The sequence below is a fragment of the Streptomyces flavalbus genome (assembly GCF_042674625.1).
GTDB classification, from domain to species: domain Bacteria; phylum Actinomycetota; class Actinomycetes; order Streptomycetales; family Streptomycetaceae; genus Streptomyces; species Streptomyces flavalbus.
On sequence record NZ_JBHTEB010000001.1, the window covers coordinates 2,071,778 to 2,085,602 of the forward strand.

11 protein-coding genes are annotated in these 13,825 nt (G+C 74.1%); 8 read left to right on the forward strand and 3 right to left on the reverse strand.

Annotated elements, in window-relative coordinates; genetic code table 11:
• The first annotated feature begins 169 nt into the window (after positions 1 to 169).
• The 4 genes from ACFQZ6_RS09155 to ACFQZ6_RS09170 all read left to right on the forward strand — a co-directional run bounded on the left by ACFQZ6_RS09155 (position 170) and on the right by ACFQZ6_RS09170 (position 5,979).
• The gene (locus ACFQZ6_RS09155; protein WP_381606484.1) at positions 170 to 718 is read left to right on the forward strand and encodes a beta-class carbonic anhydrase; all 549 of its coding nucleotides are present in this window, start codon (positions 170 to 172) and stop codon (positions 716 to 718) included.
• A gap of 290 nt (positions 719 to 1,008) precedes the next feature.
• Complete coding sequence (locus ACFQZ6_RS09160) at positions 1,009 to 2,043, forward strand: AAA family ATPase (protein WP_381606486.1); 1,035 nt, start codon at positions 1,009 to 1,011, stop codon at positions 2,041 to 2,043.
• Positions 2,043 to 3,416 carry a DUF58 domain-containing protein gene (locus ACFQZ6_RS09165; protein ID WP_381606488.1) on the forward strand — a complete coding sequence of 458 codons (1,374 nt, stop codon included), beginning with the start codon at positions 2,043 to 2,045 and terminating at the stop codon, positions 3,414 to 3,416. Before ACFQZ6_RS09160 ends, ACFQZ6_RS09165 begins: the two co-directional genes overlap by 1 nt.
• A 61-nt stretch (positions 3,417 to 3,477) precedes the next feature.
• A complete protein-coding gene (locus tag ACFQZ6_RS09170) occupies positions 3,478 to 5,979 on the forward strand; it encodes a transglutaminase TgpA family protein (RefSeq protein ID WP_381606490.1) in 2,502 nt (833 codons plus the stop codon).
• A 122-nt stretch (positions 5,980 to 6,101) separates the two neighbouring features.
• Here ACFQZ6_RS09170 and ACFQZ6_RS09175 read toward each other — a convergent pair whose 3' ends face one another.
• The 3 genes from ACFQZ6_RS09175 to ACFQZ6_RS09185 form a co-directional block, all read right to left on the reverse strand.
• On the reverse strand, positions 6,102 to 6,497 hold the full coding sequence (locus ACFQZ6_RS09175; protein WP_381606492.1) for a DUF3040 domain-containing protein: 396 nt from the start codon (positions 6,495 to 6,497) through the stop codon (positions 6,102 to 6,104).
• A gap of 277 nt (positions 6,498 to 6,774) precedes the next feature.
• Positions 6,775 to 7,545 carry a class I SAM-dependent methyltransferase gene (locus ACFQZ6_RS09180; RefSeq protein WP_381606495.1) on the reverse strand — a complete coding sequence of 257 codons (771 nt, stop codon included), beginning with the start codon at positions 7,543 to 7,545 and terminating at the stop codon, positions 6,775 to 6,777.
• Between the two features lie 117 nt (positions 7,546 to 7,662).
• Complete coding sequence (locus ACFQZ6_RS09185; RefSeq protein WP_381606497.1) at positions 7,663 to 8,226, reverse strand: SAV_6107 family HEPN domain-containing protein; 564 nt, start codon at positions 8,224 to 8,226, stop codon at positions 7,663 to 7,665.
• 171 nt (positions 8,227 to 8,397) lie between these two features.
• Between ACFQZ6_RS09185 and ACFQZ6_RS09190 the strand changes: the two genes are divergently transcribed.
• From ACFQZ6_RS09190 to ACFQZ6_RS09205, 4 genes are all read left to right on the forward strand, one after another.
• The gene (locus ACFQZ6_RS09190; RefSeq protein WP_381606499.1) at positions 8,398 to 9,192 is read left to right on the forward strand and encodes an ATP-binding cassette domain-containing protein; all 795 of its coding nucleotides are present in this window, start codon (positions 8,398 to 8,400) and stop codon (positions 9,190 to 9,192) included.
• The gene (locus ACFQZ6_RS09195; protein ID WP_381606501.1) at positions 9,164 to 11,248 is read left to right on the forward strand and encodes a YhgE/Pip family protein; all 2,085 of its coding nucleotides are present in this window, start codon (positions 9,164 to 9,166) and stop codon (positions 11,246 to 11,248) included. Before ACFQZ6_RS09190 ends, ACFQZ6_RS09195 begins: the two co-directional genes overlap by 29 nt.
• A gap of 23 nt (positions 11,249 to 11,271) precedes the next feature.
• Positions 11,272 to 11,901, forward strand: a complete 630-nt coding sequence (locus tag ACFQZ6_RS09200; RefSeq protein WP_381606503.1) for a TetR/AcrR family transcriptional regulator — start codon at positions 11,272 to 11,274, stop codon at positions 11,899 to 11,901.
• 408 nt (positions 11,902 to 12,309) lie between these two features.
• On the forward strand, positions 12,310 to 13,809 hold the full coding sequence (locus ACFQZ6_RS09205) for a phytoene desaturase family protein (RefSeq protein ID WP_381606505.1): 1,500 nt from the start codon (positions 12,310 to 12,312) through the stop codon (positions 13,807 to 13,809).
• Positions 13,810 to 13,825 lie beyond the last annotated feature (16 nt).

Sequence of the window (13,825 nt, forward strand, 5' to 3'; positions counted from 1 at the left end):
GGCCTGCGCGTCGCCGCGCCCGGCGCGCACGTCGCGCCGGGGGCGGTCTGCTCACCCGGATGGGCGCCCCGCACCCCGCTTGTGGGCTACCTCACAACAAGGTGCGTTGATGTTCTTTGTCCCCTCTCACAAAGGGCCGGGACGGAGTGTGACCAGTACCGTCATAGTCATGACGACCTCTGCATCGGTTCCCACCGGCTCCGGCGGCGCCATACGCGCCGACGGCACCGTCACCGACCGCCTCGTCGAGGCGAACGAGCAGTATGCCGCCGCTTTCTCCGACCCGGGCATGGACGCCCGTCCCGTCCTGCGGGTGGCCGTCGTGGCCTGCATGGACGCCCGGCTCGACCTGCACGCCGCGCTCGGTCTGGAACTCGGCGACTGCCACACCATCCGCAACGCGGGCGGTGTCGTGACCGATGACGTGATCCGCTCGCTCACCATCAGCCAGCGCAGGCTGGGCACGCGCAGCATCGTGCTGATCCACCACACCGGGTGCGGTCTGGAGACCATCACCGAGGACTTCCGCGAGGAGCTTGAGCAGGAGGTCGGCCAGCGCCCGGCCTGGGCCGTGGAGGCCTTCCGGGACGTCGACCAGGACGTGCGGCAGTCGATGCAGCGGGTGCGGACGTCGCCGTTCCTGCTGCACTCCGACGACGTGCGCGGCTTCGTCTTCGACGTGAGGACGGGTCTGCTGCGCGAGGTCGACCCCGCGTGACGGACGCCGTGTGACCTGCTGCCATGCTGCGGGGACCCGCTCGTGGCGCACGCCTGCCGCGTTCGGCTGGGAAAGTCGGGGCAACCGCATTCCGTACGGCCCGAAAAGCCGTAAGGCCCGACATATCGCGGCCAGTTGTCCACAGGCGAGTGACACGAAACGGTAACGGCGGCAAGAATGCGGTTGTGGCGCCTCGCGGAACTTTTCGCGCGGGGTGTCCGTGTTCCAGGGGTGGGCCGGTTACGCACGCAGAGCGTCGGCCCGGGAAAGAACGGGCCGAGGAGGGCCGGGTGACGACCTATGACGATCGAGCGAGCCTCACTGATCTGACCGCCACTGTGGAGAGGGTCCGCAGTTCGGTGGAGGGAGTGATCGAGGGCAAGCCCGAGGTCGTACGGCTTTCGCTGACCGTGCTGCTCGCCGAGGGGCATCTTCTGATCGAGGATGTCCCCGGCGTGGGCAAGACGATGCTGGCGAAGGCGCTGGCGCGGTCCATCGACTGCTCCGTGCGCCGTATCCAGTTCACGCCTGACCTGCTGCCCTCGGACATCACCGGGGTGTCGATCTGGGACCAGCAGCGGCAGGACTTCGAGTTCAAGCCGGGTGCGATCTTCGCGCAGATCGTGATCGGCGACGAGATCAACCGCGCCTCGCCGAAGACGCAGTCCGCGCTGCTGGAGTCGATGGAGGAGCGCCAGGTCACCATCGACGGGCACAGCTACGAGCTGCCCAGCCCGTTCATGGTGGTGGCCACCCAGAACCCGGTCGAGATGGAGGGCACCTACCCGCTGCCGGAGGCCCAGCGCGACCGCTTCATGGCCCGGGTGTCCATCGGCTACCCCAGCCCGGAGGCCGAGCTGCAGATGCTCGACGTCCACGGCGGCGTCAACCCGCTCGACGACCTCCAGCCGGTGGCGCACGCGCACGAGATGGTCAAGCTGATCGAGGCGGTGCGCGGGGTGCACGTCGCGGACACCGTCCGGCGGTACGCGGTCGACCTGGTCGCCGCCACCCGCGCCCACCCCGACCTCAGACTCGGCGCCTCGCCGCGCGCGACGCTGCACCTGCTGCGCGCGGCGAAGGCGTCCGCCGCCCTCTCCGGCCGGGAGTACGCCCTGCCGGACGACGTACAGGCCCTCGCCGTGGCGGTCCTCGCGCACCGGCTGCTGCCCACCGCGCAGGCCCAGCTCAACCGCCGCACCGCGGAGCAGGTCGTGCAGGAGATCCTGCAGCGCACCCCGGTCCCCGCGGGCCCCCAGCAGAACGTCTTCGGCCTTGGCCAGGGCGGTCCGGCGTACGGCCAGCAGCCGCCGCGGAGGCTCTGATGGCCACCGCCGACGCGGTGCAGCCGGAGCCCGACGGCGGCGCCAGGGGCGGGGTGCGCACGGCGCTGGCCGGGCTGACCACCCGCGGCCGTTCCTTCCTGGCCGCCGGGGTGGCCGCCGCCGTCTGCGCCTACGTCCTCGGGCAGGGCGACCTGCTGCGGGTCGGGCTGCTGCTGGCGGTGCTGCCGCTGGTCTGCGCCCTGGTGCTGTACCGCACCCGCTACCGCGTCGCGGGCAGCAGGCGGCTGTCCCCCGCGCGGGTGCCCGCGGGCTCGGAGGCCCGCGTCCACCTGCGGATGGACAACGTCTCCCGGCTGCCCACCGGCCTGTTGATGCTCCAGGACCGGGTGCCCTACGTCCTCGGACCGCGCCCCCGCTTCGTCCTCGACCGGGTGGAGGCGGGCGGTCGCCGCGAGGTGTCCTACCGGGTCCGCTCCGACCTGCGGGGCCGCTACCCGCTGGGCCCGCTCCAGCTACGGCTGACCGACCCGTTCGGGATGTGCGAACTGACCCGGTCCTTCTCGACGTACGACACCCTGACGGTGATCCCGCGCGTGGAGCCGCTGCCGCCGGTGCGGCTGACCGGCGAGGCGAAGGGGTACGGCGACGGGCGGCTGCGCTCGCTCGCCCTGGCCGGTGAGGACGACATCATCCCGCGCGGGTACCGCTACGGCGACGACCTGCGCCGGGTGCACTGGCGCTCCACCGCCCGCTACGGCGAGCTGATGGTGCGCCGCGAGGAGCAGCCGCAACGCTCCCGCTGCACGGTGCTGCTGGACACCCGTGGCCTCGCCTACCGCGGCGCGGGCCCCGACTCGGCCTTCGAGTGGGCCGTCGCGGGCACGGCGTCGGTGCTGGTGCACATGCTGGAGCGGGGCTTCTCGGTCCGGCTGTTGACGGACACCGGCAACTCGGTGCCGGGCGAGGGCTCCGACGGGTTCGCGGGCGCCAACCAGGAGTCGGCGGACGCGGCCGGGCTGATGATGGACACCCTCGCGGTGATCGACCACTCCGACGGCAGCAGCCTGTCGCGCGGCTACGACGTGCTGCGCGGCGGCAGCGAGGGGCTGCTGGTGGCGTTCTTCGGCGACCTGGACGAGGAGCAGGCCGCGGTCGCCGCCCGGATGCGGCAGCGCAGCGGCGCCGCGCTCGCCTTCGTGCTGGACAGCGAGAACTGGGCGCGGGAACCCGCCGAGACCCCCCAGGCATTCCACCGCAGCGAGGAGCGGCTGCGGCTGCTGCGCGAGGCGGGCTGGACGGTGGTGAGCGTGCCGCGCGGCGCCACCCTGAGCGACCTGTGGCGCCAGGCGGACCGCGAACGCACGACACTGACCGCGACGGGCGGCACGAGCGGCGGGGAGGGGCGGCGATGAGCGGACCAGCGCGCACGGCTCCGGCCGCGACGGATGGCACAACTGGTGCGGAGGGGCGGCGATGAGCGGACCGGCGCGTATGGCGCTGTGGGCGATGGCGGCCACGCTGATGGCGGCCTGCGCCCTGCTGCCGCTGGTCGACCCGGTCACCTGGTTCCTCCAGGCGGCCATCCTGCTGGCGATCCAGACGGGCGTCGGCGCGGCGGGCCGCCGGGTGCCGCTGCCCCGGCCGCTGACCGTGCTGCTCCAGGCGCTGGTCACGCTGATGCTGCTGACCCTGGTCTTCGCCCGTGAGCAGGCGCTCGCCGGGCTGATCCCGGGCCCGGAGGCCTTCCGCTACTTCTCCGACCTGCTCCAGCAGGGCACCGACGACGTCAGCCGGTACGCCATCCCGGCGCCGCTGTCCGACGGCATCCAGCTCATGCTCGTCGGCGGCGTCCTGGTGATCGGCCTCGCGGTGGACGTCCTCGCGGCCACCTTCCGCAACGCCGCCCCGGCGGGCCTGCCGCTGCTCGCGCTGTACTCCGTCGCCGCCGGACTGTCCGACGGCACCGGCGAGTGGGTGTGGTTCCTGATCGCCGCCGTCGGCTACCTGATGCTGCTGCTGGCCGAGAGCCGGGAGCGGCTGTCGCAGTGGGGCCGGGTCTTCGGCGGCCCGGCGCGCGCCCCGGGTCTGGAGCCCGGCGGCGCGGTGACGCCGGTGCGCACCGGGCGGCGGATCGGCGCGGTCGCGCTGGGCCTCGCCCTGGTGGTACCGCTGGCGCTGCCCGCGATGAACGACGGCCTGCTGGACGGCACGGGCCGCGGCGTGGGCGCCGGGGGCGGCGGCGGGGGCACCATCTCCGCGGTCAACCCCCTGGTCTCGCTCCGCGACAGCCTGAACGTGGACCAGGACCGCCAGGTACTGACCGTGCGCACCAGCAGCGCCGACGTCTCCAACCTGTACCTGCGGATCGTCTCCCTGGACGACTTCGACGGCACCACGTGGAAGCCCGCCAAGCGCCACATCACCGCCGTACCCGAGCAGTTCCCCACCCCGGTCGGGCTCGGCGCGGACATCCGCAGCTCCGAGGTCCGCACCCGGGTCACGGTCGCGGACTCCTACGCGCAGGACTGGCTGCCGATGCCGTACCCGCCGACCAGCGTGCAGGTGGACGGAAGCTGGCGGTACGAGCCGGTCGGGATGACCCTCGTCGGTGACCACGGGCAGAACACCCGCGGCCTGACCTACGAGGTGCGCAGCCTCGACGTACGGCCGACCGCCCAGCAGCTCGCCGACGCCCCGGAGCCGCCGGGCGCGCTGACCCGCGAGTACACGCAGGTACCCGACTCGCTGCCCGACGTCGTCACCAGCACCGCCCGCGAGGTCACCGACGGCGCGCGGAACCGCTACGAGCAGGCGGTGGCGCTCCAGGACTACTTCGCGGTGACCGGCGGGTTCCAGTACGACACCGAGGTCGAGGTCGGCAGCGGCCCCCAGGCGATCGCCCGGTTCCTGGAGGAGAAGGAGGGCTTCTGCATCCACTACTCCTTCGCGATGGCGGCGATGGCCCGCACCCTCGGCATACCCGCCCGGGTGGCGGTGGGCTTCGCCCCCGGCACCCCGCAGGGCGACCAGTCGGTGGCGGTGGGCCTGCGCGACGCGCACGCCTGGCCGGAGCTGTACTTCGAGGGGGTGGGCTGGACCCGTTTCGAGCCGACGCCCACCCGGGGGACGACGCCGTCCTACACCGTGCCGGACGCGCCGGGCAGCACCACGCCGGACGTGCCGGACGTGGCCCGGCCGACCGACGAGGCACCGGCCGCGGAGCCGTCGGAGAGCAGTAGCTGTGTCGCGCAGGACGAGCGCCGGGAGCTGTGCGCTGGCGCGCTGCCGCTGAACCCGGAGACGCCGGACGACGCGGGCACGCCGTGGTACCACACCGCGGGCTGGATCTCGCTGGGCGCCGTGGGGGTCCTGCTGCCGCTGCTGCCGATGCTGTGGCGGATCAGACGGCGCTCGCTGCGGCTGGCGTCGGCCCGGCACGCCCCGGCCCTGGCCAGCCGCGCCCCGGAGGTCGAGCGGCGTGACGGGACCGAGGCCGAGGCGGCGGGCCTGCCCGGTGTGGTGCTCGACGAGCCGTCCGCCGAGGCGGCCAGCGGGCACGTACTGGCCGTCTGGCGGGAGCTGACGGACACGGCCTGGGACTACGGCATCGTCCCGGACGACGCGCTGACCCCGCGCAAGGCGGCGGAGCGGATCGTCCGGCTCGGGAAGCTGGCGGAGCCGACCGCCCAGTCGGTGCACCGGGTCGCGGGCGCCGTCGAGCAGGTGCTGTTCGCGCCGCGGCCCCGGGCGGTGCCCGGTCTCGCCGACGACGTGCGCGCGCTGCGCACGGCGCTGCGCTCCCAGGCGCGCTGGGCCACCCGGGTCCGGGCGGTCCTGGCGCCGCGTTCGGCCGTTCGGGCGGTGTGGGACCTCTCCGACCGCTGGACGGCCCGCAAGGCCCGCTGGTCCGACGGCTGGACGGCCCGGACGGCACGGCTGCGCCGCCTGCGCCCGAGCGGGCAGCGGGGCACCTGAGGAGGACCGGAGGACGGTTCTCCGGACGCGTGAAACGTGAAGGGGGCTACCACCCGAGGGTGGTAGCCCCCTTCACGTGTGTACGTGACGGGACGCGAGCCGTCTGAGGTGCCGGGCGGCGGTCAGTGACCGCCCTGCTCATCGCGGCGGCGCTGCCAGCGCTGCTCGATGCGGTCCATCATGGAGCGGCGCTGGCGTCCCTGATGCCGGGGCTGCTGGCCGCCGCCGCTGGGCTGCTCGCCCGGCTTGGGGGCCTTGCGCCAGCCGGTCACCGCGAGCACCGCGCAGCCGAGCATCACAAGGAAGCCCACCACGCTGAGCCACACCTGCTTGGCGACCATTCCGGCCATGAGGAGCGCGATACCTACGAGGAAGCCCGCGACCGCCTGGTAGACCCGTCGCCGGGTGTACGTACGCAGCCCGCTTCCCTCAAGCGCTGTCGCGAACTTGGGATCTTCGGCGTACAGCGCTCGCTCCATCTGCTCGAGCATCCGCTGCTCGTGCTCTGAGAGCGGCACGGAGTCCTCCTCATCGTGCAGTCGCCGGGGCGACCCGGGGGGTCCCTTCAGGATAGGCAGGGAATCGCCCCCGTGAAACCCGCCCCTCTACGCCAATTGGCCAACCGGAATCCGCCATCGTCGGTCCGGCTCGCTGAGGATTGGATTCCCCGGCAGCCGACCCGTCATGCCGGGTGGTCTCCCTCGATCATACGGCGACATGCCCCCGATCGGGGGGCTTGTGGCGTACTCCATGTGCGGCCAAGTCCCTGATCAGCGGCGCGTCACGGGAGGCGGCTCAGACCCCGGTGGCCCCTCTGGTCTCGCCGAGCACATGCAACTGGGTCGCAACCGCGTGGAAGGCCGGAAGCTCCGCCGCCGCGGCCTCCAGCTTCAGCAGGGCGTCCAGGGCGCCCGGCTCGGTGTCCACCAGCACCCCGGGGACGAGGTCGGCGAAGACCCGCACGCCGTGCACGGCGCCGACGGCCAGGCCCGCCCCCTCGACCAGCGCGGTGAGCTGCTCGGCGGTGAAGCGGCGCGGCACGGGGTCACCCTCGCCCCAGCGGCCGTCCGGGTCACCGAGGGCCTGCCGGGCCTCGGTGAAGTGCCCGGCGAGGGCGCGAGCGAGCACGGCGCCGCCGAGCCCGGCCGCCAGCAGGCTGAGGACGCCCTCGGGGCGCAGGGCGGCGACGGCGTTGCGGACGCCTTCGGCGGGGTCGTCCACGTACTCCAGGACGCCGTGGCAGAGCACGGCGTCGTAGCCGCCGCGCTCGACGACGTCGAAGAGGCCGTGGGCGTCGCCCTGGACGCCGCTGACCCGGTCGGCGACCGACGCCTCGGCGGCCCGGCGCTCCAGCGCGAACAGGGCGTTGGGGCTGGGGTCGACGACGGTGACGCGGTGGCCGAGGCGGGCGAGGGGCACCGCGAAGTTGCCGCTGCCGCCCCCGGTGTCGAGGACGTCCAGCGACTCCCGGCCCGCGGCTTTCACCCGCCGGTCCAGGGCGTCCTGGAGGACCTCCCAGACCACGGCGGTACGGAGGGAGGCGCGGGGCCTCATCGGATCCGACACGGCAGTTGACTCCTAGAGAAGGGCTTCAGGCGTCTCCACCCTATTGCCTCCGCCCCTGCCCTTCGCCCTCTGCCCTTCGCCCCGCGGCCGGGTGGACGCCCCGGGGCTCCCGGGCGGTCAACCCGCGTCGGGCATCCCGTGCGAGGGGTGGGGGCCGTTCGCCTCCTCCGGGTCCGGGCGGGGCTGGGGCAGGACCGGCTGGAGCACCAACATGCGCTCGACGATGCGGAGGAACATCGCCACGTCCCGTATCAGGTCGTCGGCGTCGCGGCTGCTGGCGGCGCCCCGGATGCCCGCCTCGGCGCGGGCGCGGCGGTCGGCCCCGGAGGCGAACAGGGCGCTCCACTCGGTCAGCTCGGGGGCGATCTCGGGGAGCACCTCCCAGGCGCTGCGGATCCTGGCCCGGCGCCGGGGCGAGGTCTCGGGGCGCCCGCGGGCGGCGAGCACGGCGGCGGCGGTGCGCAGGGCGGCCAGGTGGGCCGTCGCGTACCGCTCGTTGGGGGTTTCGAGGACGGCGGCCTCGTCGAGTGCGGCACGGGCCTGGGCGAGCAGGTCGAGGGCGGCGGGCGGGGCCGTGGCCCGGCGGAGCACGGGGTGCACGTCGCTCGCCGGGCCGGTCAGTGAGGGGGCAGGGCCGGTGGCGCGGCGCCGACGGGCGGCGGCTGCGGACGAGCTGGCCATGACGAACCTCCTGTCGTCTGGGTGACGGCGCCCTCACATGGGGTGCCGTATGTGCCCATCGTGAGGTATGGCACTGACAATCCGTTCTGACCTGGGCTTTTGCTTCGAGCGCGAGTTCGGGCTAGCTTTTGAACTGACCAGTCAGTTCAAAAAATGGGTGAGGGGGAGGACATGCGGGGTCTGGCCGTCGCCGCCCGTGACCTCGGGGTGAAGGGCCCCCGCGGCTGGGCGTTCCGCGGGGTCACCTTCGCGGCGGAGCCCGGCACGCTGATCGCCGTCGAGGGTCCCTCGGGGACGGGCCGTACGAGTCTGCTGCTGGCGCTCACCGGGCGGATGCGGGTGAGCGAGGGGACGGCCGTCGTCGGGGAGGCGCGGCTGCCGAAGCAGCTTGCGGCGGTGCGCCGGGTCAGCGCCCTGGCCCATGTCTCCGGCGTCACCGAACTCGACCCGGCGCTGACCGTCGGGGAGCACCTGCGCGAGCGGGCGCTGCTGCACCACCGGTTCGGTGACTCGCTGCGCGGGCTGCTCAGGCCCCGCACCGAGCGCGCGCGGGAGGCGCGGCTGCGGATCGACGCCGCGCTGGACGCGGTGGGCTTCGACCGGGCCGCCCTGCCCAAGGGCTCCCGGACCGCCGTACGGGACCTGGAGCGGCTGGAGGCGCTGCGGCTGTCGCTCGCCCTGGCGCTCATCGGGCGGCCCCGGCTGCTGGGGGTGGACGACACCGACCTGAAGCTGTCCGACGCCGAGCGGGCCGAGGTCTGGGCGCTGCTCGGGTCCGTCGCCGAGGCCGGGACGACGGTGGTGGCGGTGTGCAGCGAGGCCCCCGGGGGCGCCCTCGTCGTGTCCACGGCACCCGACTCGGGAAGCGCCGACACGGAGACCGAGCAGGACGAGCACGACGAGCACGACGACGAGAACGAAGAGAAGGAGGCCGACGATGCGCTCGCCGCTCCTCGCCGCGCTTGAGCTGCGCCGCTTCGGCCGGGGGAAGCTGCCGCGGGCCGCCCTGGTCGCCCTGTTGCTGCTGCCGCTGCTGTACGGCGCCCTGTACCTGTGGTCCTTCTGGGACCCGTACGGCCGGCTGGACCGGCTGCCGGTGGCGCTGGTGAACGACGACCGGGGCGCCTCCGTCGACGGGGAGCGCCTGCGCGCGGGCGACGACATCGTCCGCGGGCTGCGCGACAGCGAGGTCTTCGACTGGCGGGAGGTGAGCGCGGCGGAGGCCCACGCGGGCGTGGAGGACGGCCGCTACTACCTGTCGCTGACCATGCCGAAGGACTTCAGCGAGCGGATCGCGTCCAGCTCCGGCGACTCCCCCGAGGCGGGCGCGCTCCAGGTCCGTACGAACGACGCGAACAACTACATCGTCGGGCAGATCTCACGGACGGTGTTCAGCGAGGTGCGCACGGCGGCCTCCACGAAGGCGTCCCGGTCGTTCCTGGACCGGATCTTCATCTCGTTCTCCGACATCCACGGCGAGACGGTGAAGGCCGCGGACGGCGCCGACAAGCTGAAGGGCGGCATCGGCAAGGCGGAGCGGGGTTCCAAGGACCTCGCCGCCGGGCTGAAGGACGCCAAGGACGGCAGCGGCTCGCTGGCCAAGGGCCTGAAGAAGCTGCACAAGGGCGCCGGTGACCTGGAGGACGGCGCCAAGAAGGTCGCGGAGGGCACCCAGACCCTCACCGACCAGGTCGACGGCGTCGCGGGCAAGGTGGGGCCCTTCCTCAAGGACAACGAGGAGACCATCGGGGACACCGCCCAGCTCGTCGCCGACGCCGCCGGGGCGATCCGCGGCAACCTCGACACGCTGGTGAAGCTGGCGCCGACCGCCGCGAAGGACGCCCGCGCGGCCTCCGACACCCTGGACGGCGTCCACCGGGCGCGCTGCGAGGACCCCGTCCTGCCCGACGCGGCCTGCGCCGACCTGAAGAAGGCCAAGGACGCCGCGGCGGACGCGGCGACGGTCGCCGAGGACCTGAACACCCTGATCGCCGACGAGGACGGCGACCTGGACGCGCTCGACGGCCACCTCGCCACCCTCCAGGAGCAGGCGCAGGCCCTCGCGGACCGCGCCCCGCACCTGTCGGAGGACCTCGCGGACGCCGTCTCGCGCATCCACGCGCTGAACGACGGCGCCGGGAAGGTCGCCACGGGCGCCGAGACACTGCACACCGGACTCGGCACCGCCAAGACCGGCGCGACCGACCTGGACAAGGGCGTGGGCGCCCTGAAGACCGGCGCGGACGACCTCAGCGGCGGCATGTACAAGCTCGTCGACGGGTCGGTGAGGCTCGCCGGGGGCCTGCACGACGGCGCCGAGAAGATCCCCGACTACGACCAGCGCGAGCGCGACGCGCGCACCGCGGTGATGGCGGACCCGGTCCAGCTCGCCGCCAAGTCCCTGCACCAGGCGCCCAACTACGGCACCGGCTTCGCCCCGTACTTCATCCCGCTGTCGCTATGGGTGGGCGCCATGGTGGCGTACATGCTGATCCCGCCGCTGAACGGGCGGGCGCTGGCGGTCGGGGCAGCGGCCTGGCGGATCGCCCTCGCGGGCTGGCTGCCGGTGGTGGCGATCGGGATCGTCCAGACGGCGGGCCTGATGGCGGTGCTGCACTGGGCGGTCGGCCTGGAGATGGCCCGCGCGGGCGGCACGGTGGCCTTCCTGTTCCTGGTGGCGGCCTGCTTCGCGGCGATCGTGCAGTGGCTGAACGCCCGCTTCGGGGCGGCGGGCCGCATCCTCGTCCTCGCCCTGCTGATGCTCCAGCTCACCTCCGCGGGCGGCACCTACCCCGTTCAGACCAGTCCGGGCTTCTTCAACGCCCTGCACCCCTGGCTGCCGATGACGTACGTCGTCGAGGCGCTGCGCAGGCTCATCACGGGCGGCGGTCTCGGACCGGTCTGGCACGCGTGCGTGGTGCTCGTCGCCTTCACGGCGGGCGCCCTCGCGCTGACCGCGCTGTCGGCCCGCCGCCGCCAGGTGTGGACCCTCGACCGGCTGCACCCGGAGCTGAGCCTGTGACCGCGCGCGGGAGAATCATGGCCATGGAAAGCAGCAGCGCCGCACCGGGCGGCAGCACCCGTCGCGAGGCCACCCGGCAGAAGCTCTACGAGGCGGCCGTCACGCTCATCGCCGAGCAGGGCTTCTCCGCGACCACGGTGGACGAGATCGCCGAGCGGGCCGGGGTCGCCAAGGGCACCGTCTACTACAACTTCGCGAGCAAGTCCGTCCTCTTCGAGGAGCTGTTGCGGCACGGGGTGGGGCTGCTGACGGCGTCCCTGAAGGAGGCGGCGGAGCACTCCGCGCGGGACGGCGGCTCCCAGGTGGACGCCCTGGACGCGATGATCCGCGCGGGCCTCGGCTTCATCGCCCGGTACCCGGCCTTCACCCAGCTCTACGTCGCCGAGCTGTGGCGCACCAACCGGGCCTGGCAGTCCACGCTCATGGTGGTGCGCGGGCAGGTCGTCGCCGTCGTCGAGGACGTGCTGCGCGAGGGTGTGGCGGGCGGGGAGTTCAGCGAGGAGATCGACGTCCAGCTCACCGCCGCGGCGCTGGTCGGCATGGTCCTGGTGGCCGCCCTCGACTGGCAGGCGTTCCAGCCGGAGCGGTCCCTGGACGACGTCCACTCGGCGCTGTCCCGACTGCTCCAGGGCCGGGTCAGCGGACGGCTGTGAGAAAGGCCGAGGGGGCGCGCGGAAGCGCCGGTCCAGGTGTGGCCGCGTCCCCCGCGGGCCGCGCCCGGACCGGCGCTCCCTCTGTGCTCCCCCGTTGGGCCCTCCGTTTCCCCCGGTCCCCCGTTGGGCCCGTCCGGTCATCCCCCGAACTCCCCCGTGCCTCGCTTCCGTCGACCCGGGCCGACGGAAGGAGCGGTCCGGGACCGGTGCCGTTCCGCCGCCCCGTGTCGGCGGTACCGGCGCCCTGCCCCTTCCCGTGCCTCCACTGTCTCGTTCCCGCAGGTCGCGGCCCATCCGTGCGGCTACTCATCTCTCGCCCTGAGTACCGGTACTCAGCCCTGGGCACCCGGGCCCCGCCCATCCGGGCCCGTGGGTGGATTGTCAGTGGCGGCCGATAAAGTCGCGGTCATGGCACGGATTGCGGTGATCGGCGCCGGGATGGGCGCGTTGACGGCCGCCGCCCGGCTGGCCGTCGCGGGCCACCGGGTGGCGGTGTACGAGCGTACGGAGACGTACGGCGGCGCGGTGCGCCGACGGGAGCGCGACGGCTTCTCCTTCGACACCGGCCCCGGGCTGCTGCCGCTGCCCGCGGTCTACCGCGACCTGTTCCTGAAGACCGGCAAGGAGCCGCTGGAGGACCACGTCGAGCTGGTCCAGGTCGACCCCTCGGCCCGGCACGTCTTCGCGGACGGCAGCGAGGCCGTCCTGCCCAACGCCTCCCGGGCGGGCGTCGTCGCGGCGCTGGACGGGGCGCTGGGCGCGGGGGCGGGCGACCGCTGGGGCGATGTCCTGGTGCGGGCCCGGGAGGCCTGGGACCGGTCCCGCAGACCGCTCCTGGAGGAGACGCTGTGGCCCAACTGGCGGGTCCTCGCGGAGCGTGAGCCCTACCCGGCGGTGCCGCACAAGCGGCTGCTGCGCACCCGCCGCGCGGGCACCCTCGCCGAGGTGGCCGCCTGGGAGCTGGGCGACCCCCGGCTCGCCGCCCTGCTGGAGAGCCACGCGCTCGCCTACGGCCTGGACCCGCGCACGGCGCCGGCGGGCGCGGCCCTGCTGGCGTACCTGGAGCACGCCTTCGGCACCTGGTACGTCCGCGGCGGCCTGCGGGAGCTGGCGCGCGCGGTGTACGAGCGCTGTGTGGCGCGCCGGGTGGAGTTCTCCTTCGGCGCCGAGGTGGCGCGGGTGCGGGAGAAGGACGGCCGGGCGGCGGGCGTGGAGCTGGCCGACGGGTCGGTGGCCGAGGCGGACTTCGTGGTCGCCGGGATCGCCCCCGAGGCGCTGGACCGGATCGTCACGGGTACGGCGGTCAGGGGCGGCGGCGTGGATGAGGTGCCGCCCCAGCGCGGGCTGCCCAGCCGTCTGACCGTGCTGCTGGCGCTGCGCGGTGGCCGTCCGGAGGGCACGGCGCACCGGACGGTGGTGCACGCCCCGGACCGTGAGGCCGAGTTGGCCGCCCTGTTCGACACCCCGTCAGGGATGGCCGCCCAGCCGACGGTGACGGTCCTGCGCCCCGACGACCCGGCGCTGGTGCCGGACGCGGAGCACGAGGCGGTGACCCTGACGGCCACGGTCCCGGCGGGTACGGAGCGCGGCGCGGAGTACGCGGGGGCGATGGTCGCCGCCGCCGAGCGCGCCGTGCCCGGGCTGCGGGACCGGATCCTCTGGCAGAAGATACGCACCCCGGCCGACATCGCGGCGGAGACCGGCGCGGTGGGCGGCGCGGTCCCGGCACCGGCGCTGGCCGCGGCCGGGGGCCGGTTGCTGCACCCGTCCAACACCACCGCCCTGCCCGGTCTGTTCACCGTGGGTGGCTGGTCGCACCCCGGCGGCGGGCTGCCGCACGCGGGCATGTCGGGCGCGCTGGTCGCCGGACTGATCGTGGAGGGGCCGGAGTTCCGGGGCTCGCGGTGACGCCGGGGCCGGTCCC

Bases quoted from the DNA above. Each gene is read 5' to 3' on its own strand.
- ACFQZ6_RS09185 (WP_381606497.1), bottom strand. From the start codon at position 8,226: ATGGCCAGCTCGTCCGCAGCCGCCGCCCGTCGGCGCCGCGCCACCGGC.
- ACFQZ6_RS09195 (WP_381606501.1), top strand. From the start codon at position 9,164: ATGCGCTCGCCGCTCCTCGCCGCGCTTGAGCTGCGCCGCTTCGGCCGG.
- ACFQZ6_RS09205 (WP_381606505.1), top strand. From the start codon at position 12,310: ATGGCACGGATTGCGGTGATCGGCGCCGGGATGGGCGCGTTGACGGCC.
- ACFQZ6_RS09190 (WP_381606499.1), top strand. From the start codon at position 8,398: ATGCGGGGTCTGGCCGTCGCCGCCCGTGACCTCGGGGTGAAGGGCCCC.
- ACFQZ6_RS09155 (WP_381606484.1), top strand. From the start codon at position 170: ATGACGACCTCTGCATCGGTTCCCACCGGCTCCGGCGGCGCCATACGC.
- ACFQZ6_RS09170 (WP_381606490.1), top strand. From the start codon at position 3,478: ATGAGCGGACCGGCGCGTATGGCGCTGTGGGCGATGGCGGCCACGCTG.
- ACFQZ6_RS09200 (WP_381606503.1), top strand. From the start codon at position 11,272: ATGGAAAGCAGCAGCGCCGCACCGGGCGGCAGCACCCGTCGCGAGGCC.
- ACFQZ6_RS09165 (WP_381606488.1), top strand. From the start codon at position 2,043: ATGGCCACCGCCGACGCGGTGCAGCCGGAGCCCGACGGCGGCGCCAGG.